The sequence below is a fragment of the Litorimonas cladophorae genome (assembly GCF_014652455.1).
GTDB classification, from domain to species: domain Bacteria; phylum Pseudomonadota; class Alphaproteobacteria; order Caulobacterales; family Maricaulaceae; genus Litorimonas; species Litorimonas cladophorae.
On the sequence record NZ_BMYV01000001.1, the window covers coordinates 288,998 to 311,050 of the forward strand.

Consider the following 22,053-nt stretch of genomic DNA (forward strand, 5'->3'; position numbering starts at 1 on the left):
AAGAACAGGTCTTGTGAAGACGAAGAGAGAGGTGGGGCGATTTAGCCACCTTTCTGCGTTTCGCGCCGCAGAACCATTTCGGTTCCTGTATCTCGTAGTCTGGAAAAATGTCCCGAGTGACGGGATGTTCGCGAGTGTATTCTAGGGTCCAGCGGAACTGGAAAAGCTTGGTTTTGGTTTTCGACCCCGAAGGGACACTCGCGACGACGCCTTTTTCCAAGATTGGCCGAGCTACGCAGTCGAGGCGTAAACAGCTCACAATCCGCCACCCAGATTGACCGACATTACCCGATCTCCCCCAATGACAAGCGCCGCTTCTTTCCGATCAGATCAATGTGCACATGACCGCCCGTTGAAAGAAGACAGCTTTAAAATGACACAGAATCCGAAAGCGGGGAGACGATTGTTGAATTTTGGGCGTATATATACTTGACAAACCCACCGCATCTGGTATCTAGAATGCATGAGCATCCTATCTAAGCCATTCTTTCACAATGAAGCCGCCGCCTTTGAGTATCTCGAAGGTCTGATCTGGGGCGATAAGCCCGTATGCCCAAAGTGCGGAAACACTGAAAAGAAGATTTACGCGCTAGAGGGTGTTCGATCTAAGGCTTCTAAAAAGAACCCTAATGGCGTGGAGCGGCACGGCCTAAAGAAGTGTGGCGCATGTCGCAAGCAGTTTACTGTACGTGTCGGCACTGTTTTTGAAAGCTCTCACGTCCCTTTGCACAAGTGGTTGCAAGCCGCTTATCTAATGATGTCCAGCAAGAAGGGTATCAGCTCCAAACAGCTAGAGCGCACATTGGAAGTCACTTACAAGACGGCGTGGTTTATGTCTCACCGCTTGCGTGAAGCTATGGCGTCTAACGCTATGCCACCGATGGGCGGCGAAGGTTCTATTGTCGAAGCTGACGAAACATATTTTGGCAACAAGTTGAGCCTCAAAGCCCGTGCCAAACTGCCCCGCATCATTACTCGCGACGAAAACGGCCATATTCTAAGCTCTAAGCCGAACCCAGCCGTGTATCACAACAAGCATATCATCGTATCGCTTGTTGAGCGTGGCGGCTCTGTGCGTTCGTTTAAAGTTGATAGCGCGACGGTTTCTAATGTCGCTAAGATCGTCACCGAAAACGTTGATCGCCAGACGCATCTTATGACTGACGAAAGCAAGCTATACACTCGCGTAGGCGCTCAATACGCGAACCATGAGTTCGTGACACATAGCCACAAAGAATACGCACGTGGCAACGTCACGACGAACACAATCGAAGGCTATTTCAGTATCTTTAAACGCGGCATGAAAGGCGTGTATCAGCATTGTTCTGAGAAGCATCTACACCGCTATCTCGCTGAATACGACTTCCGCTATAACAACCGTGAACGCCTCGGCGTCAATGACATAGAACGGACGGCAAACGCCTTGCAGGGTATCGTAGGCAAGCGTTTGACGTATCATGGGCCTAACTAAAAAGACGCCAGTAAAAGGCGAAGTGCAATATAAATTCGACTTCTAAGTCGCCCCTTTAGGTGGTGAGTCATTTTGACTCACTACAAACTGTTAACTTGACCTCAACCAATTATTGACTACTTGTGAGTCGCGGCCCTTACTTAGTGATAAGACCCCTCGGGCGCTTCCTAACGGATAGCTAAGCTGCGGGCCGCTCTTTTTTCCTTAATAGTAATGATGAGTACCACGGGCGAATAAGTCATATTCCCGTCGAACTTTGTTTTCAATTATGTCGTATGACCTAGTGTCGTCACGCTCCCATTTTCTCTGGATTGCCCATGCGCAATAATCTGCGATTTGCAAGCATGGGTCGGCTTGTGAAGGGGGAAATGATGTTTCCCAAGTCTTCCCTCTAATAGTTTGCTGCATGACGTCGTTAACGGCGCTTGTGTAGACAGCTTGACCTTTTTTAGTGCCAATGGCGGCTGCGGAGATCATGGCTTCATCATGCCCATACATCAGCGCGGGGCCAATTGTCTTAAGATGATAAAACCATGCATATTTATAAAATCTATCATTTGTGGTGCGAGTTTGAGGCTGTGCTTTAGATTTCTCTAGGATTGTAACATCAATCCTAAATTCGTGGTGGGATAAGAGTTCAAAAACCTCATCCCTTACCTCTTGTTTGTCTTGAGTGCAGTGGAACATGTGGTGCTTTACAGGCATCTTGCGCCATATCATATCTCGCCTTAAGTCTTGTAGTGCCGTACCTAAGTCACAATCTGTCATGGTGACAGTGCAGACAATAAAGTAACGACTGGCCCGTTCGTTACGCTTAAAAACGAAACAACCCGCTTCGTCGGAAAAAATGTAAGCCCTACTCATATGCCTAAAAACCAAACCCAAATCGAAAAATTCAAACAAACAGCCCGTGAGCTAGAGTGCGATGAATCCGAACGAGGCTTTGCTGAAAAACTCAAACGAATCGCAAAACCACAAGATGCACCTATAAAGGGTGAATCGCAGGGCTAAGTCGAGTCGCCTAGCAGATAGGCTGTTGAGAACACAGTGTGAACATTGTTGCGCCTCACGCGCGAATCGCTTATTAAGCTTGGGTAAGGGGAGAAAAGGTTGATAATATGGCTCAGGCCAACACCGTTTTTTTAGTTCAGATTCATTTAAAAAAGAAAATAGAGGATAGCCCCGAAGTAATAGCTCACATCGGTAAGAGCATTCTCCACAGCGTCTTAGACGCTACCGACAATCCTATGACCTTGTCTTTCGTTGTGGTTGCCCGAGGCAATGCGCAATCAATCCTCAAGCGTTATGAAGGGATCTCCAACCATGAGGGCGTTCACAACGTTAGGGTTTTGACTACCAACCCAAACAACGCTTCCAGTCTCGGTATGCTGGACCCAATCGGACCCAAGTTGGAGATGGCTTGGCGGCGTGTTAGTGAGGGACGTCAAACCGAAAAGCTCATTCAGCGAAACGGAGCGTCCAAGCGCCAAGTTAAGCGCGCACTTCGAAAGTCTGGCGTGTCCAGCCGCACTGGACGTAAACAGCCGCAAAACGCGGATAAGTGATAGTTTAGCTTTCATACCCCTACCTCTAGCAGGTGAGGGTAAAGAAAGATTCTTATTAATGGGTTTGTCAAAGACACATACGCCGAATTTTGTTATAAGTCCATGAAATCGTTGAATTTAGTTTTTCCGAAAAGCGGGAAAGACTTTCGAAACGAACGAGCAATTTCCTTCGGTTAGGCCTAGGCTAAGGTCTAACCACATGTTACGATTTTGGCATCACCCATGACGAAGGCGTCCAATATTTAGGGCGTTCAAAACCGTCTGTTTGGCGCTGGTCGTCAGACTGCGGCCCGCACTGGGTGATCTGCCTTTCGGGGTTTGAGCGCCGAACCAGAGTAGGGCGAAAAGGCCCCAATGGATGACATAATTGGCGGGGAACATGGGCAGTACGAATTCAATTTTAACCGCGGTAGACCAACCACTTTCTGTTCGAGTTGTGGTTTGTAATTCATGCCAAAAACCAGCATCGAAAATCATAATACTCATATAAGGGGAGAGGTGAAGAGCGTAGGTGCCGATTATGACCGACGGTAACCAAAAAATAGCGCACCAGACAAGTGTCCGCTTCTTTCGGCCCACAGTCTGGAATCTCTTCCAGAGCATAGTGAAAAGTACGAGTAATATCACCAAGTAAAAGGCCACAGATAGGTCTGAATAGTCATTAGCCTTGCTGGCGCGCAGATACATAGATGCTGCGACAGTTAGGAAGTAGGCATGGATTAGAAGTAGCCCGCTTAATACAAATGTCTTCTTGCTCATATCCTCAAGGACTATCTCAACGTCTACGTTCACTCATAGCTTTATGCGCGTGATTTTACGAATAGGTTATGGGTGGCGTGATTTGGGAAATGGCGGGTTTCTTGGTTAAGATCATGTTTCAGATAAGGGTTTGCCGAGACGACTCTCTGGGTAATATGTGCGTAGTTGCAAATCATTCGCATTTATAATCGAAGTTTCAGTAATTTAGGGTAAAGGGTAGCCTGTAAAACCCTTACAAAAGCGTCAGATTGTCCGTTGCAATGCCCCCTTTGCGGCAATAGGTTCCGGCCCAAATGCGGACCTCTCTGAGTCTGCCGATTTTTGTGTGCGAGTTTATGACCAATTTCCTCATTGGATACCTGCCAGTTGTCATTCTTTTCGGAATTGCTCTGGTGTTGTCTCTCCTCTTTTTGTTGGTCCCTGCGGTCATCGCGCCAAAGGATCCTGATTTTGAGAAAGTCTCGACATATGAGTGTGGCTTCAACGCCTTTGATGACTCGCGCATGAAGTTTGATGTGCGGTTTTATTTGGTCGCCATTCTTTTCATTATCTTTGATATCGAAGTCGCGTTTCTGTTCCCATATGCTGTGTCGCTTGAGTCGATGACGTGGGGCGCGTGGCTAATCGTGATGATCTTCCTTGCAGAGCTGGCCGCTGGTTTGGCCTATGCGTGGAAAATCGGTGCGTTGGATTGGGAATAGGGAGCAGCACAATGGTACTCGTAAACCCAAATGGCGACGTTGGCACACCAGCGTATAATCCAAAACAACATGACGTTGGTTTTTCGGGCTTGTCCGATCAACTGGCCGACAAAGGCTTTATTACTGCGGCGTCCGATGATTTGATTACATGGGCGCGTACGGGGTCTTTGATGTGGATGACTTTCGGTCTGGCCTGTTGCGCCGTTGAAATGATGCAGGCGTCTATGCCGCGTTATGACGTCGAGCGGTTCGGCTTTGCGCCGCGTGCGTCCCCCCGTCAGTCCGACGTGATGATCGTTGCGGGTACGCTGACCAATAAAATGGCCCCAGCGCTGCGCAAGGTTTACGACCAAATGCCAAATCCGCGTTACGTGATTTCAATGGGCAGCTGCGCCAATGGCGGCGGCTATTACCATTACTCCTACGCCGTTGTGCGGGGCTGTGACCGTATTGTGCCTGTCGATATTTACGTGCCTGGGTGCCCACCGACCGCGGAAGCACTGGTTTACGGCATTTTGCAATTGCAGAAGAAAATCCGCCGCGAAGGCAATATTGAGCGCTAGGTTAGCGCGCGACAAAAGCGAAAAGAGCTCATGGAAGATCTCAAAGACCATATCGAAAGCCAACTCGGCGAGGCGATTAACAGCGCGACAGTTGCCTTTGGTGAGCTGACGCTGAACGCTCGTCGTGCGGAAATTCTGACCGTGTTGACGTTCCTGCGCGATGATCCGATTTGCAAATTCACGCAGTTGATTGACATTGCGGGTGTTGATTACCCGTCTCGCGCGCGCCGTTTTGAGGTCGTCTATCACATGCTATCAATGGCGCAGAACACGCGCATTCGTATCAAGATCACGACGGATGAAGATACGCCCGTGCTGAGCTCGGCTGCGATTTTCCCGAATGCTGATTGGTATGAGCGCGAAGCCTTCGATATGTATGGTATTGCGTTTGAAAACCATCCTGACTTACGCCGTATCCTTACGGATTATGGTTTTGAGGGCTATCCCTTACGCAAAGACTTCCCGCTCTCTGGCTTTGTCGAAGTGCGCTATGACGAAGGCCGTAAAGCCGTTGTCTACGAACCCGTCAACCTGCCGCAAGAATACAGAAGCTTCGACTTCATGAACCCCTGGGAAGGCGGAAAATATGATCTGCCGGGTGATGAAAAAGCGGAAGCGAAATAAGGGTCTTAATGATGCGAAGTTTTTTGAAGGCATGGATCGTAACGAGCGCAAGTGTGGCGGCCGCTAGTTCTGCGGCAGCGCAAACGCCGTTGTTTGACGCGCTTCCAACTTTGGATGAAAGCCGCGGTTTTGACGCAGACCGCGCACAGCTTTGTTTGCTTGGTGCCAAGGTCGTTGAGAAGGCGGCTGACTATGATTTGATCAAACCGGATTCGACGAAATATTTGCGAGCTGTAGAGGCTGGGCCAAAACTTGAGCTCATCTTGCAGGACCGCACGCAGACAGATGTAATTTTCCAAAACCGCATTGATGCCGTTAAATCGGAATATGCGCTGTTCCAGGCGGCGGATAAAAAAGAACGCAAGCGTCTTTTCAAATTAGCTAAGGATTCGAATAAGCGTTGCGGGAAACCTATGCAGCGCACGAAGGTTAAGAATATTGGCTTAACCAATGAAAAAGCGGCGCTAATCACGGGCGTGAACGCCGATACGGCGCGTCTTTGCTATGCAATCGCGTCGGAGAAAGCGGGAACGAGTCTCGCAGGTTTGATTGACTCGCTGATCCAAGCTTCGACGTGGAATAAGGTCTACATCCAAGCGCGTCACCGCGAAGGTGCGCCGCAAGATGAGTTGATTGAAAATCTCAAAATTGCTGATGAAAAAGTGGCGCTGAAATCTGCGGATAAAGATGTCGTGTTGGGTTTGTACGAAACGTGCGGCGAAAAATATGAGCGCGCGACATTTGAGCATAAGTTGAACCAACCTGCTGCGTCTGAGGATGGCGAAATGCCAGGGCCCGTCAGCTTGGTTGATTGGGATTAGGGCTTGCGCACTCACCTGACATATCGGTCCGCATTGGCGTCTGTCGGCACGCTTTGTCTAGCGGCGACGGCTGTCAGCTGTGCGCCTTCCAGCGCGAATGATATTCCCGCCGTTATAGATCATCGTTTCGATCTGTTGCCGTATAATATGCCGAATTTGCTGGCATCCGACGCCAAGAGATGCCGGATTGTGGGTAACCTTCTGGCTGGTGAAAAGTTCAGTGATAATGAGCTTGTCCAGCGTGCGACTGAGACGGGCATGGAGCTATGGCGTCATATCGGACGCGAGTTTTTGGATGCTGACGATGTTGGCGACGTACTCCCATTCGGAGGCGATAAGCGCGCGGTTGAATCGATTTTGCCGAAACTACCCACGCCATCGGCCACGGGCGAAGCGTGTGGGGAGTACACAGGGGCGATCGTCGTTCAGACTGGGTTTTTGAGCATTCGTGAAAGCCTTAATATGGCCGAAGCGACCGATCCGACGATTTGGGAAAAGATGGGCCGAACAAGGGCTGAACTCGATTCTGGATTGAATTTGATTGAGGCGCAGGCCTCAGAATTGGGTGGCGCGTCCATTGCAGATAAAGTTTCCTGCGTTGCGATCTATCATGCGAACAAAATGACGGATCCGTCTTTAGCCGCTTATTCTAATATCTGGATGACGTCTCTGGTCTCCGCGATCCAAGATGGTCAGGTTGCGCCAGATGATATCCGGGCTCAAAGCGAATATTGGCGTGCACTCGCTAATAATGGTGTAGAAGGTCTGACGAAACTCAGCGGATATGAGGCGCAGAATGCGTCTTGTGAAGCGCAAGTTGATCAGGCTGTCTCTGCGCAGGCGGAGGGTACATAATGGGTGCTGATATTGGAGTCGTTCAGCTATTGGTGGTGCTTGCCGTCATAGCTGTGCAAATTGTTCCGTTTTGGAAAATATTTCCCAGAGCGGGGTGGTCGCCTTGGATGAGTTTATTGATGGTAGTTCCTTTGCTAAATCTCGTCGTGCTTTACGTTTTAGCTTTTAAGGCTTGGCCCATGGATCATTTTAAGAGTGAGGCATTCGCATAATGACCACCACTGAAGCTATCGTAAACGGTAATGAGCGTAATTTCACGATCAACTTTGGTCCGCAGCATCCCGCGGCGCATGGTGTTTTGCGCCTTGTGTTGGAGTTGGAAGGCGAAGTTGTAGAGCGCGTAGACCCACATATCGGCTTGCTGCATCGCGGCACTGAAAAGCTGATGGAGCATAAAACCTATTTGCAGGCGCTGCCCTATTTGGATCGTCTGGATTATGTCTCGCCGATGAACCAAGAGCATGCGTTCTGTCTCGCGATCGAAAAGCTCGCTGATATTGGCGTGCCGCGCCGGGCGTCATTCATTCGTGTGCTGTACTCTGAAATCGGCCGTATTCTCTCCCATCTGCTCAACATTACAACGCAAGCCATGGACGTCGGCGCGTTGACGCCGCCGCTGTGGGGCTTCGAAGAGCGCGAAAAGTTGATGGTGTTTTATGAGCGCGCTTGCGGGTCCCGCATGCACGCCAATTACTTCCGTCCCGGCGGTGTCCATCAGGACCTTCCCGAAGCTTTGATCGCAGATATTTACGCGTGGTGTGAGCAATTCCCAGAGAAGCTACAAGATATTGAAACGCTGTTGACTGAAAACCGTATTTTCAAACAGCGCAACGTCGATATCGGTGTCGTGACTGAGGCCGATTGCCACGAGCGGGGGTTCTCTGGCGTTTTGATCCGTGGGTCGGGTCTGGCGTGGGATTTACGTCGTAACCAGCCTTACGAAGTTTACTCCGAGCTCGATTTCAAAATCCCACTCGGCAAAAATGGCGATTGCTATGACCGCTACCTCTGCCGTGTCGAAGAAATGTATGAGTCTGTGAAGATCATGAAGCAGTGCATCGAAATGATGCCTGTGGGTCCGGTCATGACGCAGGATAGCAAGGTCGCGCCACCGCGCCGTGCCGAGATGAAGCAAAGCATGGAAGCGCTGATCCATCACTTTAAACTTTACACAGAGGGCGTACATGTCCCTGCGGGTGAGGTCTATTCGTGTGTCGAAGCGCCTAAGGGCGAGTTTGGCGTTTATTTAGTCTCCGATGGCTCGAACAAGCCGTATCGGGTAAAGCTTCGCGCGCCAGGTTTCCCGCATTTGGCGGCGATGGATTACCTGAATCGCGGTCATATGCTGGCGGACGTCTCCGCGATCCTCGGCTCGCTTGATATCGTTTTCGGGGAGATCGACCGATGAGTGATCCGTTGAAGAAAACATATATGGATTATTTGGCTCTGGGCTATCAAGTTGTCTCCGCCTATCACGCCGACGGATTTCACGTTCAAGTGCTGCAATCAGACGATGATGTCGTCATCGCGCACATGCCGCATGGCAAAATTATCGAAGACGGTTTCATGATGGATCAAGATGTTCGGATCACAAGGTTTATGAAATGAGTGCGCAACGCATGGCCCTGAAACAGCCTGAGAGCTTTATGTTCTCGGCTGAGGCTGAAAAAGAAATTGATATGTGGGTGGCGAAATACCCCGCGGATCGTCAGCGTTCGGCGCTGATACCTGCGCTTTGGATCGCCCAGAAGGATGCGGGCGGCTGGCTTCCAGAGGTGACCATGCGGGCTGTGGCTGATAAACTCGGCATGGCCTATATCCGCGTCTACGAAGTCGCGACATTTTATACGATGTATAATCTTGCCCCTGTGGGTGAGCATTTCGTTCAACTTTGCGGTACAACGCCGTGTTGGTTGCGCGGGTCGGACGATTTGAAAGCTGTCATGCAGCGCCGTGTCGGCAATCAAAATGTGATTTCTGCGGATGGCAAGCTTAGCTGGCTGGAAGTCGAATGTTTGGGCGCTTGCTCGAACGCGCCGATGGTTCAAATCTCGAATGCCGATGGCGACCATTATTACGAAGATCTGACAGCGGAAAGTTTCGACGCGCTACTGGATAAATTGGTTGCGGGTGAAAAACCTGAGCCGGGTCCGCAAAATTCGCGCCACACGTCAGAGCCTGAGGGCGGGGCGACTGTCTTGATAGACGCGTCAATCTACAAGCCGGGCCGCAAGCTGACGAAGCTTCCGAACCAAGGTAAAAAAGTCGAGATTGTTCGTCACGCGGGTGATCCAAAAGGCAAACGTGCGACCAAATCCGGCACGGCGTCTAAATCTGCTGAAGCCATGCCAAAGGCCGCCAAGCCGAAGGCCGCGACAGAGCCCAATCCCAAGCCGAAATCTGCCGCGACGCCGAAGCTTAAGGCGACCAAGCCCGTTGCTAAGGCGGCGCCAAAAGTCCTTTACACAGACGGTCCAACAGATGGCACGCCAGATGATCTGAAAGTTATCAAAGGTGTAGGTCCTGTATTCGAGCGTGAGCTGAACGAAAAAGGCATCTATTACTATCGCCAAATCGGTGCCTGGAAAGCCGCCGATGTGAAAATGGTCGAAGCCGAAGCCCTGTCGCGTTTCCCAGGTCGCATCAAACGCGATGAATGGGTCAAGCAAGCTAAGGCACTCGCTAAAGCTGCGGCAAAGAAGGCCTAAGATGTTCGGTACGAAATACACACTCGTGACGGCAGTGTTGATGACCATGGCGTCATTGGCATGGGGATTTAATCTCTATATTGCGTCCAAAGCGGGTGATGTACCGATGTCAAATATAATCGTTGTTGTTCTTTTCGCTGTGCTCGCAGCAGGCTATTGGACCGCGTATTTCCGCAAGAAAAACACTGAAAAAGCTGGGACAGAATAGCTATGGCTGACCTCCTCAGAGACGAAGACCGGATTTTCAAAAATCTTTATGGTCTCCATGATTGGAAACTCGATGGCGCGCGGCAACGCGGCGCTTGGGAAGGCACAGCGGCGATGCTGGGTCAGGGCCGTGACTGGATTATTGATCAAGTCAAAGCCTCTGGCCTTCGCGGTCGCGGCGGTGCGGGTTTCCCAACGGGTCTAAAATGGTCCTTTATGCCAAAAGAAGTTGGCAATCGTCCGCATTACCTCGTCGTGAACGCCGATGAGTCAGAGCCTGGTACCTGTAAAGACCGTGAAATGATGCGTCATGACCCGCATCTGCTTATCGAGGGATGCCTCGTTGCGTCTTTCGCCATGCAAGCCAATGCCTGTTACATTTATCTACGCGGGGAATATGTCCTCGAACGCAACCGTTTGCAGGCCGCAATTGATGAAGCTTACGCGGCAGGTCTCGTCGGCAAGAACGCTTGTGGCTCTGGATTTGATTTCGATATTTACATGCATCACGGTGCAGGTGCTTATATTTGCGGCGAAGAAACCGCGCTGCTTGAAAGCCTTGAAGGTAAAAAAGGCCAGCCCCGCTTGAAGCCACCGTTCCCAGCGAATGCCGGCCTCTATGGTTGTCCAACAACCGTGAATAATGTTGAATCTATCGCCGTTGTGCCGACAATCCTGCGCAAAGGTGCAGATTGGTTCAGCAGCTTTGGTCGTGACAACAACAAGGGCACCAAGGTCTTTTCGATCTCTGGACACGTCAATCGTCCCTGCAATGTCGAAGAAGCCATGTCGATCCCGATGAAGCAACTTCTTGAGCATCATGCGGGTGGCGTGCGCGGTGGATGGGATAACCTCAAATGCGTTATTCCGGGTGGTTCGTCTGTTCCGCTCTTGCCAAAAGAGATTTGCGATACCGTCCTGATGGACTTTGACGCGCTGCGTGAACATCAATCTGGTTTGGGCACCGCGGCAGTTATCGTCATGGATCAATCCACCGATGTTGTGAAAGCCATCGCGCGCCTGAGCTATTTCTATAAACATGAAAGCTGTGGCCAATGTACACCGTGTCGTGAAGGCACGGGTTGGATGTGGCGCGTGATGGAACGCATGGTTGTTGGCAACGCCAAAACATCCGAGATTGATATGCTCCTTGATGTGACGAAACAGATCGAAGGCCATACAATTTGCGCCCTCGGCGACGCGGCGGCTTGGCCAATCCAAGGCTTGATCCGTCACTTCCGTCCAGAGATTGAAGAGCGCATCAACCTATATCGTAACGATAAGCCTGTATTCGTGCAGGCGGCGGAGTAAGATCATGGATGGTAAAATTTTAGACTATGATTTTGATCGTCATATCGGCGTGATTTCGGGGTCGGATGGACAACGTTATAAATTTACAGGCGGCGAGTTTAAGTCCAAATCGGGACCGCCGCGCGCGGGTTTGCCTGTCGATTTTGATCCGCTCGAAGGTAATGTTGCGATGGGCGTTTATCCCATGGCTGGGGCGTCGCATGTTGCGCCTGGCGGTAAAGATAAAATCGTGGCTGCGTTGCTGGCGTTCTTCCTAGGCGGTTTGGGCATTCATAAATTTTACCTCGGCAAAACTTCGGCTGGCGTCATTATGCTCCTCTGCGGAACAATTGGATGGTTGTTGATCCTCCCGGGCCTTATCATCTGTCTGATCGCGTTCATCGAGGCCATCATATATCTTGTGAAAGACAACCAAGCTTTCCAAGACGACTATGTGTACGGCACTAAGAGTTGGTTCTAAGGGTTTCCTCTGATGAGTGATAAAGCCAAACAGATAATTGCCTTCACTACAGGTGCCATTGTTGGCATTGTTGTCTTCGGTATTGTGAAGACGATTATTGCAAATATGTTGGGCGGAAATCCAGCGGGCGCGATTTTAGGTGGCGCAGTTGGCGGCGCAATCGGAGCAATCGTGTTCTTCTTCGTAAATAAGTTTATGGCTTCAGTGCTTAAAGTTCCAGAGTTGGGAAAATGACCGATCTCCGCAAATTAAATATTGATGGCACTGAATATGAAGTGCCCGCCGATTACACGCTGATGCAGGCGTGTGAGGAATATGGCGGCGCCGAAATTCCGCGTTTCTGTTACCATGAGCGCCTATCCGTGGCGGGTAACTGCCGCATGTGTCTGGTCGAGTGGGTTGGCGCGCCCAAGCCGCAAGCTTCTTGTGCGCTGCAAGTCAAAGACATGCGTCCGAACCGTGACGGTACACCCGCCAATATCCGCACAAATACTGAAGTCGTGAAAAAAGCCCGCGAAGGCGTCATGGAATTCCTGCTGATCAATCATCCGCTGGATTGCCCAATCTGCGACCAAGGTGGCGAGTGCGATTTGCAAGATCAAGCCATGGGCTATGGCCGTGACGCCACGCGTTTCGAAGAAAACAAACGCGCCGTTGACGACAAACATATGGGCCCATTGGTCAATACGGTCATGACGCGCTGTATCCAATGTACGCGTTGTGTACGCTTCATCACCGAAGTTGCCGGCGTCCAAGAGATTGGCCTCGTTAATCGTGGTGAGAATGCCGAGATCACAACATATCTTGAAAAGTCACTGACATCTGAAATGTCGGGCAACGTAATTGATCTGTGTCCTGTTGGGGCGCTGACATCCAAGCCTTACGCGTTTAACGCCCGGCCTTGGGAGCTTGATAAGGTCGATTCCATCGACGTAATGGACGCCGTTGGTTGTAACATCCGCGTCGATAGCCGGCGCGATGCGGTTCTTCGCATTCTTCCCGTCACCAATGATGACGTGAACGAGGAATGGATTTCCGACAAAACACGGTTCGTCTGGGACGGTCTTGCGCGTCAACGTTTGGACCGCCCGTTCATTCGTAAAGACGGTAAACTTCAACCTGCCAATTGGGACGAAGCGCTAGCCGTTGTTGCCGAAAAGCTTTCCGCTGATCCGTCGCGTATCGCTGCAATCGCAGGTGATCTCTGTGACGCCGAGTCGATGAAAGCGCTCAAAGACCTGATGGACTCGCTGGGCGTTCGTAACATTGACTGTCGCCAAGATGGATCATTGATTGGGGAAGGTCCGCGACAAAGCTATCTCTTCAATACGACAATCTCTGGCATTGAAGATGCCGACGCGATCTTGTTGATCGGGACGAACCCGCGCCATGAAGCGCCATTGATCAACACACGTATTCGCAAGACTTGGATCGACGGCAACTTAGAAATTGGCCTGATCGGCGAAGCGGCTGATTTGACCTACACCGTTGACCATGTTGGTACATCGGCTGCCGACGTTGCGACTTTCGCGAAATCTAAATCTGGTTTTGCCAAGACATTCAAAGCCGCCAAGAATCCTGTCATTATTGTTGGGGCTGCGGCGCTGCGCGGTGAAGCTGGTTTGGCTTTACTCGAAGCGATCGGACAGTTGGCTAAATCTGTCAATTTGGTGCGCGACGACTTTAACGGCTTTAACGTTCTACACAGTGCAGCCTCCCGCGTTGGCGGTCTGGATATGGGCTTCATCCCAGGTGAGGGCGGTCTGGCGACGGATGCTATTCTTGATGCCGCGCAACAAGGTGCGATCGAAACCGTCTACCTCATGGGCGCGGATGAGCTGGATACGTCCAAACTCAAAGACGCATTCGTGATTTACCAAGGTCATCACGGGGATAACGGCGCGCATGTCGCCGATGTTATCCTGCCGGGTGCCGCCTACACTGAAAAATCTGGCCTCTATGTTAATATGGAAGGCCGCGTGCAGCTTTCATCGCGCGCTGTCGCGCCCAAGGGCGAAGCAAAAGAAGACTGGGCGATCATTCGCGCATTGTCGGCCAAAATGAACCGGGTCTTGCCTTATGATAGTCTCGAAGCGCTGCGCGTGAAGCTTATGGATGATTGTCCAAGTTTCTTGTCAATCGACTCTGCGCCGAGCCTTGAAGCCTTCGACCCGACCACACTGGGCAAAGCCGGCGAACTCTCAACGGACATGTTGAAGAACCCGATTGCTGATTTCTATATGACCAACCCTATCGCGCGCGCCTCCAACGTTATGGCGGAATGTTCAGCGGTGATTGCTGGTTTAAATCCGGAACTAAATGAGGCCGCGGAATGACCCCCGTCATGCAAACCACAACTGATGTGGCATTGGCCGCAACAGATGAGCGCAATTGGGTTATCTGGAGCCTGTTGAAAACAGGGCAGGTCCTGCTGTTTGTCCTAACGCTGGCTTTGCTTGTGGCCGCGCTTGTCTTGGCTGACCGTAAAATTTGGGCCGCCGTGCAAATGCGCCGGGGTCCGAACGTGGTTGGAGCTTTTGGTCTGCTTCAGACTATGGCCGATGCGCTGAAGTTCTTCTTCAAAGAGATTGTTATTCCAGCTGGATCAGACAAATTTCTCTTTATTCTCGCGCCAATCATCGGCTTGGTCATGGCGTTTGCGGCTTGGGCCGTTGTGCCTGTCGCGCCAGGTTGGGTCATTTCCGACATTAATATTGGCGTTCTCTACGTCCTCGCGCTGTCGTCCTTGGGTGTCTACGGCATCATTATTGGCGGTTGGGCGTCCAACTCGAAATACCCATTCATGGGCGCGTTGCGCTCTGCGGCACAAATGGTGTCTTACGAAGTCTCGATTGGTTTCATCATTCTAACGGTGATCTTCCTGAGTGGTTCAATGAACTTGACGACAATTGTCGATTCGCAGGGCCCTGGAATTTTCAATTGGAACATGTTCTTGCTCAACCCATTCGGCGACTATGGCTGGCGGATTCTCCTGATTGCGCCGATCATGTTTTACATGGGTGTTCTGTTCTTTATCAGTGCCTTAGCGGAAACAAATCGTCCGCCATTTGATCTTCCGGAAGCGGAATCTGAATTGGTTGCGGGTTATCAGGTTGAGTATTCATCTACCCCTTTCCTGATGTTCTTCTTTGCCGAATATGTGAACATCATGTTGTTGTCGGCGATGATGACGATCCTGTTCTTAGGTGGATGGCACGCCCCGATTAACGTGTCTTTGCCCTTTGGTTTGCAAGTGCCGCCATTCTTTTGGTTCTTCCTGAAGACAGCCTTCATTTTCTTCATGTTCGCCATGGTGAAAGCCATCGTCCCGCGTTACCGCTATGACCAGCTGATGCGTTTGGGGTGGAAAGTCTTCCTGCCAACTGCGCTTGTCGCTGTCGCATTGGTGTCAACCTTTGTAGTGGCCGCCAATAACTTTGGGTGGAACGCATAATGAGCCGTATCAAGCAAGTCATCCGCGCCGCATTCCTGCTGGAATTTATCTCGGCTTTCGTTCTGGCGATGAAATATTTCGTTCGCCCAAAGGTCACGATCAACTACCCGTTTGAAAAAGGTCCGATCTCTCCGCGTTTCCGCGGCGAGCATGCGCTGCGCCGTTATCCATCGGGCGAAGAACGGTGTATCGCCTGTAAGCTTTGCGAAGCGATCTGCCCCGCGCAAGCCATTGTCATTGAATCAGAGCCACGGACTGACGGGTCACGCCGCACCACGCGCTATGATATTGATATGGTCAAATGTATCTATTGCGGTCTTTGCCAGGAAGCCTGCCCCGTTGACGCGATTGTCGAAGGTCCAAACTATGAGTTTGCGACGGAGACACGCGAAGAGCTGTATTACGACAAAGAAAAACTACTCTCGAATGGTGATCGTTGGGAAACTGAGATCGCAAAAAATCTAGCCTTGGACGCGCCCTACCGCTAGGGGCTCGACAACTTACCGCAGGACACTCGAATCGTGCTCATCGCTATCACATTCTATCTCATGGCCTTCACCGCCGTTGCTGCTGCCTTTATGGTCGTGGCGTCGCGCAATCCTGTGCATTCGGTGATGTACCTCATTCTGACATTCTTCTCTGCAGCAGGGTTGTTTATTTTGATGGGCGCGGAGTTTATCGCGCTGCTATTGGTCATGGTCTATGTCGGCGCGGTTGCGGTGCTGTTCCTCTTTGTCGTGATGATGTTGGACGTTGATTTCGTAGAGTTGAAACAGGGATTTCTTCAATACATCGGTATCGGGGCGACTGTCGCGTTAATTTTGCTGGCTGAAATGATCATGGTGGGCGCCGTTTACTTCACGGGTGAGAGCAAGACAGTTGTACCCACCGACCCGAACACAACCAACCTCGAGGCATTTGGCCAAGTTCTTTACACAGATTACGCGGGCGCTTTCGAAGCGGCAGGCTTGATATTGTTGGTCGCCTTGATCGGTGCTGTAGTCTTGACCTTGCGCGAGCGCAAAGGGGTTCGGACACAGAATGCTGCGAAACAAATGTCACGCACACGCGAGGACGGTGTCGAGTTGATCGATATCGAACCTGGCCAAGGCTTAGGATAAAGAAAGGGTAGGGGGATAAAATGCTTATCGGTTTACACCATTACCTCATCGTTGCGGCGATCCTGTTCACTATTGGTGTGTTCGGGATCTTCGTGAATCGAAAGAACGTCATCATCATTTTGATGTGCGTTGAACTCATCCTTTTGGCCGTGAATATCAACTTCGTTGCGTTCTCGACCCATATGGCACCCGCCGCAGGCGCGGACCCGATTGCGGGTCAGATTTTTGCCTTGTTCATTTTGACGGTTGCCGCAGCAGAAGCCGCTGTTGGTCTGGCCATTCTCGTTGTTTACTTCCGCAATCGCGGCAACATCGCGGTCGAAAACATCGACCTGATGAAGGGGTAGGGCCGTGTATCAATTAATCGTTTTCGCGCCACTTCTCGGTGCGATAATTGCGGGCGTAGCCGGCACACGCTTCGGGTCACAGATTCTCAGCGCGACCTTATCAAAAATCATCACGACGGGACTTTTGTTCCTGTCTGCGATTTTGTCATGGGTTGTTTTCATGGGCGTTGGTTTTGGCGACTCGCCTGACCAAACCATTCAACTTTTCCGTTGGATGGAAGTTGGCGACATGAAAGCCGACTGGGCGTTGAAAATTGATACATTGACCGCCGTGATGTTGGTCGTTGTGAACTCGGTATCCGCACTCGTCCATCTCTATAGTTGGGGCTATATGAGCGACGATAAATATCAGCCGCGCTTCTTTGCTTATCTGTCTCTATTCACCTTCGCCATGTTGATGTTGGTGACGTCCGATAACTTCATCCAACTGTTCTTTGGTTGGGAAGGCGTGGGCCTCGCAAGTTATTTGCTCATCGGGTATTATTACAAAAAGCCATCGGCCAATGCCGCTGCGATCAAAGCCTTTGTCACCAACCGCGTGGGCGATGTTGGCCTTGCATTGGGCATTATGACCATTTTCCTGATGTTCGGGTCGGTAAACTTTGACGTTGTCTTCGCAGCCCTCGAGGGCGGGGCAGACACGACGCTGCCGTTCTTGGGCGGTGAGTTTAACGCAATCGAATTGATCGCTTTTCTTTTATTCATTGGTGCGATGGGTAAATCCGCGCAATTTGTTCTGCACGTTTGGTTGCCAGACGCGATGGAAGGTCCAACGCCTGTTTCTGCGTTGATCCATGCTGCGACCATGGTCACGGCTGGCGTCTTCCTCGTGTGCCGCGCGCATCCGATTTTCGAGCTGGCGCCATTTACCTCCGGTTTCATTACGACGGTCGGAGCCTTTACTGCGCTCTTCGCTGCATCGGTTGCTTTGGTGCAAAATGATATTAAGCGCGTCATCGCTTATTCAACCTGTTCGCAGCTGGGCTACATGTTCTTCGCTGCTGGCGTCGGCGCTTACAACGCAGCGATGTTCCATCTCTTCACTCACGCGTTTTTTAAGGCGTTGTTGTTCCTCTGTGCGGGTTCGGTCATTCACGCTCTGCACCACGAACAGGATATGCGCAAAATGGGCGGTATCTGGCGCAAAGTGCCTTGGACTTACGGCGCTATGATTATCGGCACATTGGCGATTACGGGAATTGGTATCCCAGGCAGCTATACGTGGGGCTTTGCAGGATTTTTCTCCAAAGACGCGATTATCGAAGCGGCTTATTCGGCACGCGGAAGTTCAGATGCGGCGATCTTTGCCTTCTGGATTGGTATCACTGCCGCCTTGATGACAAGCTTCTATAGCTGGCGTCTCATCTTCATGACCTTCCACGGAAAATTCCGTGGTGATCAGCATACATTGGATCACGCACATGAGAGCCCATGGAACATGCGGGCGCCGTTGGTTCTGCTTTCCCTGGGCGCAATCTTTGCAGGCGCGATCTTCCATAAGTACTTCATGAAAGATTACGGCGCGTTCTGGCATGGCGCTCTGCCAGGTGTGGCGGGCGATCATCACGCCGCTATTTCCAATACGCTCTATGCGGCCGCCGAAACTACCGCGTCAGATGCGACATACGGAAAGTATGAGTCCAAAGGATTTATTGATTGGTTGCTGTTCCGCCCTGTCCACGGATATCCGTTCTGGGTACTGCTCTTACCCTTAGTGGCATCCGTCACGGGCTTTGTGATTGCTTACTTCATGTATATTCGCGGCAGTGTTCAAGCCAAAATCGATCACATTCGGGAAACAGGCGGATCACCGCTCTATAATTTCTTACTGAACAAGTGGTATATTGACGAGCTTTATGACGCGACTGTTGTTCGTGGAACACGAAAGCTCGGCGATCTTTTCTGGAAAGTCGGGGATGTTCGGATCATCGATGGTCTGGGTCCAAATGGTGTTGCGAAATTCGCATCGGGGGCCGCCAAGCGCGTTTCCAAATTCCAGACAGGTTATCTGTATCACTACGCCTTTGTTATGTTGCTAGGCGTCGCATTCCTCATTTTAGTCGCGTTCCGCGGCACGACGGGAGGATAGGGTCATGTTAGAAAATCTCCCAATCCTAAGTTTGATCACATTCATTCCCCTAGCAGGGGCCCTTATGCTCGCATTATTTGCGTGGTGGGGAAAACCTGAAGGCCGTGAACAGCTGGAGCGCAATGCGCCTCGCGCTGCGTTAGTGATTTCTATCGCCGTTTTCATCCTTGCCCTGATTATGACATTGGACTTTGATAGCGCGAAAGCGGGTTTCCAATTCATGGAAGACACGCCTTGGCTTGGCGGCGGTATTGAATACCGCGTCGGCGTTGACGGTATTTCCGTTCTCTTCGTCTTATTGACAGCGTTCCTCACGCCGTTTTGTATTCTGGCATCCATGACATCCGTCAAAAAGCGTATGTTGGAATATATGATTGCCTTCTTGGTCTTGGAGACCTTGATGATCGGTGTTTTTGTGGCGCTCGATTTGATCTTATTCTATCTGTTCTTCGAAGCTGTCCTCATCCCGATGTTTATTATAATCGGTGTTTGGGGCGGCAAAAACCGCGTTTATGCGTCCTATAAGTTCTTTCTCTACACGCTCTTGGGGTCGGTTTTGATGCTGGCTGCGATCCTCTGGATCTACAATTACAGCGGCGTTCAACTGGGTGAACGGACGACCGACATGCGGGTTCTGATAGAAGAGCTCAATATTCCAGGCGGCGCGCAGACGTGGCTGTGGTTAGCGTTCTTCGCCAGCTTCGCCGTAAAGATGCCTATGTGGCCAGTTCACACATGGCTACCGGATGCTCACGTTGAAGCGCCAACGGCGGGTTCCGTCATTCTTGCCGCGATCCTTCTGAAGCTGGGTGGTTATGGTTTCTTGCGGTTCTCTATTCCATTATTTCCAGAGGCGTCACTGAGCTTAGCCCCTGTGATTTTTTGGATGTCGATTATCGCCATTATCTATACATCACTCGTCGCCTATCGTCAGAATGATATGAAGAAGCTGATCGCTTATTCGTCCATTGCGCATATGGGCTTTGTGACCATGGGTATCTTCACATTCAATATGCAGGGTATTCAGGGCGGCATTTTCCAAATGCTCAGCCATGGTATTATCTCTGGCGCGCTCTTTTTCTGCGTCGGCGTAATCTATGACCGTATGCACACGCGAGAAATTGCGTTTTACGGCGGTCTCGTTAGTAAGATGCCAGTCTATGCTGCGTTCTTCCTACTCTTTACGATGGCAAATGTCGGCCTGCCTGGCACCTCGGGATTTGTTGGTGAAATCCTGACCATGGTCGGTGCTTATCAGGTCAATCCTTGGATCGCTTTTGGTGCGGCTCTCGGCATGATCCTCTCCGCCGTTTATGCGCTTCATCTGTATCGTGCGGTTATCTTCGGCGAAGTCGTCAATGAGAAGCTCGACAATATTCTCGACGTAACGCGGACAGAAGTTTTCATCCTCGGCACTTTGGCGTTTTTCACCATTTTGCTCGGTGTCTATCCGTCTCTAATCACAGATGTGACAGCGGCATCCGTCGACAAGTTGATCTCTGATTTCAATGCGGCGCAGATCGCGGCAGGAGTGAAGTAATGTTTCAAACTCTATCGACATTCTTGCCGGAACTGTTTCTGGCGCTCTCCGCATCGCTCCTCCTTGGTTTTGGCCTATCAAAGACCAACGACCGTTCTGTCATTGTCCGTTACATCTCTGTGGGTGTTCTCGTCGTCTTCGCTTTCATGGGGTATGTTTTAGACCGTCCCGATGGCGTGTCCTTTTCGGGTCTGCTGTTTAACAATGACTTCAGTGATTTCTTGAAAGCGATCATCGGACTTTCGGCAGCGGCGGCCTTGATGCTCTCGAAGAATTATTTCCAGAAGGAAAGCCTCGACCGCTACGAATTCTCCGTCCTGACCCTCTATGCTGTTCTCGGCATGTCGATCATGGTTTCTGCGAACAATCTGTTGGCGATGTATATCGGTATCGAAATGCAATCGCTCGCTTTGTATATCTTGGCTGCGTTTAACCGCGATAGTTTGCGAGCCTCGGAAGCGGGTCTGAAATATTTTGTACTGGGTGCGTTGTCTTCGGGCTTGCTGCTTTATGGTGCGTCGTTGATCTACGGCTTCACTGGCTCACTCGACTTTGAAACTATCCGCGCCAGCATTGCCCTTACAGGTCCAACGACAGGTATCATTGCGGGCATGGTCTTCTTGCTCTGCGGTTTGGCTTTCAAAATCTCGGCGGCACCGTTCCACATGTGGACGCCCGATGTTTATGAGGGCTCTCCCACGCCTGTCACAGGTTTCTTTGCGGCGGCACCTAAGCTCGCAGCCATGGCCATCATCACACGTCTCTTGATCGTGCCTTTCGGTGACATCATCGGTCAGTGGCAACAAGTCATCGTGGTTCTCGCGGTTCTATCTATGGTCGTCGGCGCATTGGGCGCGATTATGCAGACCAATATTAAACGTCTGATGGCCTATTCCTCCATCGCGAATATGGGCTACGCGCTTGTGCCTTTGGCAGCGGGTACCGTGGCTGGCGTTCAAGGCATGCTTGTCTTCATGACGATTTATATCATCACCGTAATCGGCGTCTTTGCGATTATCCTGCAAATGCGTCTGCGTAATGGCATGGTCGAGCAAGTCAGCGACCTCTCTGGTCTGTCCAAGTCCAATCCGGGCATGGCCTTTGGATTGACGATGCTCATGGTGTCTTTGATCGGTATTCCACCTTGGTTGGGCTTCTTCGGTAAGCTATTTGCCTTTGTGCCCGCTGTCGAAGCTGGCCTTCTCTGGCTCGTCGTTGTTGCGCTTGTCGCTTCGGTGATCAGTGCGTTCTATTATCTCCGCATTATCAAAACGATGTGGTTTGACGAACCCAACCGCGAGTTCATTCGGGCGCCGCGCACAACGCGCGTCATTGCGATTGCCTCAATCCTTTTGGTTATTCCGGTTTTGATCTTGCCTGGACTTTCGGGTGCGGCCCTTGGGCTCGCCGATTCCGCAGCTCAAGCTCTGTTTGCGCAGTAGGCGTCTCAGGCTGGT

24 protein-coding genes are annotated in these 22,053 nt (G+C 51.0%); 22 read left to right on the forward strand and 2 right to left on the reverse strand.

Annotated features, from left to right (window positions below; genetic code table 11):
- Positions 1-463 precede the first annotated feature (463 nt).
- Positions 464-1,471 carry an IS1595 family transposase gene (locus tag IE073_RS01490; RefSeq protein ID WP_189580387.1) on the forward strand — a complete coding sequence of 336 codons (1,008 nt, stop codon included), beginning with the start codon at positions 464-466 and terminating at the stop codon, positions 1,469-1,471.
- Positions 1,472-1,675: 204 nt separating this feature from the next.
- On the opposite strand, the gene IE073_RS01495 is transcribed toward IE073_RS01490, so the two are convergent.
- Positions 1,676-2,374: a DUF3800 domain-containing protein gene (locus tag IE073_RS01495; RefSeq protein ID WP_189580388.1), complete on the reverse strand. Its 699-nt coding sequence runs from the start codon at positions 2,372-2,374 to the stop codon at positions 1,676-1,678.
- Between the two features lie 344 nt (positions 2,375-2,718).
- Here IE073_RS01495 and IE073_RS14105 point away from each other — a divergent pair, with 344 nt between their 5' ends.
- Positions 2,719-3,036, forward strand: a complete 318-nt coding sequence (locus IE073_RS14105; RefSeq protein ID WP_233349713.1) for a hypothetical protein — start codon at positions 2,719-2,721, stop codon at positions 3,034-3,036.
- Between the two features lie 216 nt (positions 3,037-3,252).
- Here the strand turns inward: IE073_RS14105 and IE073_RS01505 are convergent, their stop codons facing one another.
- Entirely contained in the window at positions 3,253-3,795 is a 543-nt protein-coding gene (locus tag IE073_RS01505) for a hypothetical protein (RefSeq protein WP_189580390.1), read from the reverse strand.
- 335 nt (positions 3,796-4,130) lie between these two features.
- On the opposite strand from IE073_RS01505, the gene ndhC reads away from it, so the two are divergent.
- The 20 genes from ndhC (at position 4,131) to nuoN (ending at position 22,038) form a co-directional block, all read left to right on the forward strand.
- A complete protein-coding gene (ndhC, locus tag IE073_RS01510; protein ID WP_189580391.1) occupies positions 4,131-4,496 on the forward strand; it encodes an NADH-quinone oxidoreductase subunit A in 366 nt (121 codons plus the stop codon).
- A gap of 11 nt (positions 4,497-4,507) precedes the next feature.
- Positions 4,508-5,059: a NuoB/complex I 20 kDa subunit family protein gene (locus IE073_RS01515; RefSeq protein WP_189580392.1), complete on the forward strand. Its 552-nt coding sequence runs from the start codon at positions 4,508-4,510 to the stop codon at positions 5,057-5,059.
- A gap of 30 nt (positions 5,060-5,089) precedes the next feature.
- Positions 5,090-5,683, forward strand: a complete 594-nt coding sequence (locus IE073_RS01520) for an NADH-quinone oxidoreductase subunit C (RefSeq protein WP_189580393.1) — start codon at positions 5,090-5,092, stop codon at positions 5,681-5,683.
- 8 nt (positions 5,684-5,691) lie between these two features.
- Positions 5,692-6,504 carry a hypothetical protein gene (locus IE073_RS01525; RefSeq protein ID WP_189580394.1) on the forward strand — a complete coding sequence of 271 codons (813 nt, stop codon included), beginning with the start codon at positions 5,692-5,694 and terminating at the stop codon, positions 6,502-6,504.
- Positions 6,505-6,507: 3 nt separating this feature from the next.
- The gene (locus IE073_RS01530; RefSeq protein WP_189580395.1) at positions 6,508-7,359 is read left to right on the forward strand and encodes a hypothetical protein; all 852 of its coding nucleotides are present in this window, start codon (positions 6,508-6,510) and stop codon (positions 7,357-7,359) included.
- Between the two features lie 211 nt (positions 7,360-7,570).
- On the forward strand, positions 7,571-8,767 hold the full coding sequence (locus IE073_RS01535; RefSeq protein WP_189580397.1) for an NADH-quinone oxidoreductase subunit D: 1,197 nt from the start codon (positions 7,571-7,573) through the stop codon (positions 8,765-8,767).
- Positions 8,764-8,967: a hypothetical protein gene (locus tag IE073_RS01540; RefSeq protein WP_189580399.1), complete on the forward strand. Its 204-nt coding sequence runs from the start codon at positions 8,764-8,766 to the stop codon at positions 8,965-8,967. The genes IE073_RS01535 and IE073_RS01540 overlap by 4 nt, the downstream gene beginning before the upstream one ends.
- Complete coding sequence (nuoE, locus tag IE073_RS01545) at positions 8,964-10,067, forward strand: NADH-quinone oxidoreductase subunit NuoE (RefSeq protein WP_189580401.1); 1,104 nt, start codon at positions 8,964-8,966, stop codon at positions 10,065-10,067. The genes IE073_RS01540 and nuoE overlap by 4 nt, the downstream gene beginning before the upstream one ends.
- A 1-nt stretch (position 10,068) precedes the next feature.
- On the forward strand, positions 10,069-10,275 hold the full coding sequence (locus IE073_RS01550; RefSeq protein ID WP_189580403.1) for a hypothetical protein: 207 nt from the start codon (positions 10,069-10,071) through the stop codon (positions 10,273-10,275).
- 2 nt (positions 10,276-10,277) lie between these two features.
- The gene (gene nuoF / locus IE073_RS01555) at positions 10,278-11,585 is read left to right on the forward strand and encodes an NADH-quinone oxidoreductase subunit NuoF (protein WP_189580405.1); all 1,308 of its coding nucleotides are present in this window, start codon (positions 10,278-10,280) and stop codon (positions 11,583-11,585) included.
- Positions 11,586-11,589: 4 nt separating this feature from the next.
- Positions 11,590-12,045: a TM2 domain-containing protein gene (locus tag IE073_RS01560; RefSeq protein ID WP_189580407.1), complete on the forward strand. Its 456-nt coding sequence runs from the start codon at positions 11,590-11,592 to the stop codon at positions 12,043-12,045.
- 12 nt (positions 12,046-12,057) lie between these two features.
- A complete protein-coding gene (locus IE073_RS01565) occupies positions 12,058-12,279 on the forward strand; it encodes a hypothetical protein (RefSeq protein WP_189580409.1) in 222 nt (73 codons plus the stop codon).
- Complete coding sequence (gene nuoG / locus IE073_RS01570) at positions 12,276-14,381, forward strand: NADH-quinone oxidoreductase subunit NuoG (protein WP_189580411.1); 2,106 nt, start codon at positions 12,276-12,278, stop codon at positions 14,379-14,381. The genes IE073_RS01565 and nuoG overlap by 4 nt, the downstream gene beginning before the upstream one ends.
- Before the next feature lie 8 nt (positions 14,382-14,389).
- On the forward strand, positions 14,390-15,499 hold the full coding sequence (gene nuoH / locus IE073_RS01575) for an NADH-quinone oxidoreductase subunit NuoH (protein WP_189580413.1): 1,110 nt from the start codon (positions 14,390-14,392) through the stop codon (positions 15,497-15,499).
- Positions 15,499-15,987: an NADH-quinone oxidoreductase subunit NuoI gene (gene nuoI / locus IE073_RS01580; RefSeq protein ID WP_189580415.1), complete on the forward strand. Its 489-nt coding sequence runs from the start codon at positions 15,499-15,501 to the stop codon at positions 15,985-15,987. Before nuoH ends, nuoI begins: the two co-directional genes overlap by 1 nt.
- A gap of 30 nt (positions 15,988-16,017) precedes the next feature.
- Positions 16,018-16,620, forward strand: a complete 603-nt coding sequence (locus tag IE073_RS01585; RefSeq protein WP_189583671.1) for an NADH-quinone oxidoreductase subunit J — start codon at positions 16,018-16,020, stop codon at positions 16,618-16,620.
- A 20-nt stretch (positions 16,621-16,640) separates the two neighbouring features.
- Complete coding sequence (gene nuoK / locus IE073_RS01590) at positions 16,641-16,967, forward strand: NADH-quinone oxidoreductase subunit NuoK (RefSeq protein ID WP_189580417.1); 327 nt, start codon at positions 16,641-16,643, stop codon at positions 16,965-16,967.
- A 4-nt stretch (positions 16,968-16,971) separates the two neighbouring features.
- Positions 16,972-19,056: an NADH-quinone oxidoreductase subunit L gene (gene nuoL, locus IE073_RS01595; RefSeq protein ID WP_189580421.1), complete on the forward strand. Its 2,085-nt coding sequence runs from the start codon at positions 16,972-16,974 to the stop codon at positions 19,054-19,056.
- A gap of 4 nt (positions 19,057-19,060) precedes the next feature.
- Positions 19,061-20,596, forward strand: a complete 1,536-nt coding sequence (locus IE073_RS01600; protein ID WP_189580424.1) for an NADH-quinone oxidoreductase subunit M — start codon at positions 19,061-19,063, stop codon at positions 20,594-20,596.
- A complete protein-coding gene (gene nuoN / locus IE073_RS01605; RefSeq protein WP_189580427.1) occupies positions 20,596-22,038 on the forward strand; it encodes an NADH-quinone oxidoreductase subunit NuoN in 1,443 nt (480 codons plus the stop codon). Before IE073_RS01600 ends, nuoN begins: the two co-directional genes overlap by 1 nt.
- Positions 22,039-22,053 lie beyond the last annotated feature (15 nt).

Bases quoted from the DNA above. Each gene is read 5' to 3' on its own strand.
- IE073_RS01490 (WP_189580387.1), top strand. From the start codon at position 464: ATGAGCATCCTATCTAAGCCATTCTTTCACAATGAAGCCGCCGCCTTT.
- IE073_RS14105 (WP_233349713.1), top strand. From the start codon at position 2,719: ATGACCTTGTCTTTCGTTGTGGTTGCCCGAGGCAATGCGCAATCAATC.
- IE073_RS01505 (WP_189580390.1), bottom strand. From the start codon at position 3,795: ATGAGCAAGAAGACATTTGTATTAAGCGGGCTACTTCTAATCCATGCC.
- ndhC (WP_189580391.1), top strand. From the start codon at position 4,131: ATGACCAATTTCCTCATTGGATACCTGCCAGTTGTCATTCTTTTCGGA.
- IE073_RS01515 (WP_189580392.1), top strand. From the start codon at position 4,508: ATGGTACTCGTAAACCCAAATGGCGACGTTGGCACACCAGCGTATAAT.
- IE073_RS01520 (WP_189580393.1), top strand. From the start codon at position 5,090: ATGGAAGATCTCAAAGACCATATCGAAAGCCAACTCGGCGAGGCGATT.
- IE073_RS01525 (WP_189580394.1), top strand. From the start codon at position 5,692: ATGATGCGAAGTTTTTTGAAGGCATGGATCGTAACGAGCGCAAGTGTG.
- IE073_RS01535 (WP_189580397.1), top strand. From the start codon at position 7,571: ATGACCACCACTGAAGCTATCGTAAACGGTAATGAGCGTAATTTCACG.
- IE073_RS01540 (WP_189580399.1), top strand. From the start codon at position 8,764: ATGAGTGATCCGTTGAAGAAAACATATATGGATTATTTGGCTCTGGGC.
- nuoE (WP_189580401.1), top strand. From the start codon at position 8,964: ATGAGTGCGCAACGCATGGCCCTGAAACAGCCTGAGAGCTTTATGTTC.
- IE073_RS01550 (WP_189580403.1), top strand. From the start codon at position 10,069: ATGTTCGGTACGAAATACACACTCGTGACGGCAGTGTTGATGACCATG.
- nuoF (WP_189580405.1), top strand. From the start codon at position 10,278: ATGGCTGACCTCCTCAGAGACGAAGACCGGATTTTCAAAAATCTTTAT.
- IE073_RS01560 (WP_189580407.1), top strand. From the start codon at position 11,590: ATGGATGGTAAAATTTTAGACTATGATTTTGATCGTCATATCGGCGTG.
- IE073_RS01565 (WP_189580409.1), top strand. From the start codon at position 12,058: ATGAGTGATAAAGCCAAACAGATAATTGCCTTCACTACAGGTGCCATT.
- nuoG (WP_189580411.1), top strand. From the start codon at position 12,276: ATGACCGATCTCCGCAAATTAAATATTGATGGCACTGAATATGAAGTG.
- nuoH (WP_189580413.1), top strand. From the start codon at position 14,390: ATGCAAACCACAACTGATGTGGCATTGGCCGCAACAGATGAGCGCAAT.
- nuoI (WP_189580415.1), top strand. From the start codon at position 15,499: ATGAGCCGTATCAAGCAAGTCATCCGCGCCGCATTCCTGCTGGAATTT.
- nuoK (WP_189580417.1), top strand. From the start codon at position 16,641: ATGCTTATCGGTTTACACCATTACCTCATCGTTGCGGCGATCCTGTTC.
- IE073_RS01600 (WP_189580424.1), top strand. From the start codon at position 19,061: ATGTTAGAAAATCTCCCAATCCTAAGTTTGATCACATTCATTCCCCTA.
- nuoN (WP_189580427.1), top strand. From the start codon at position 20,596: ATGTTTCAAACTCTATCGACATTCTTGCCGGAACTGTTTCTGGCGCTC.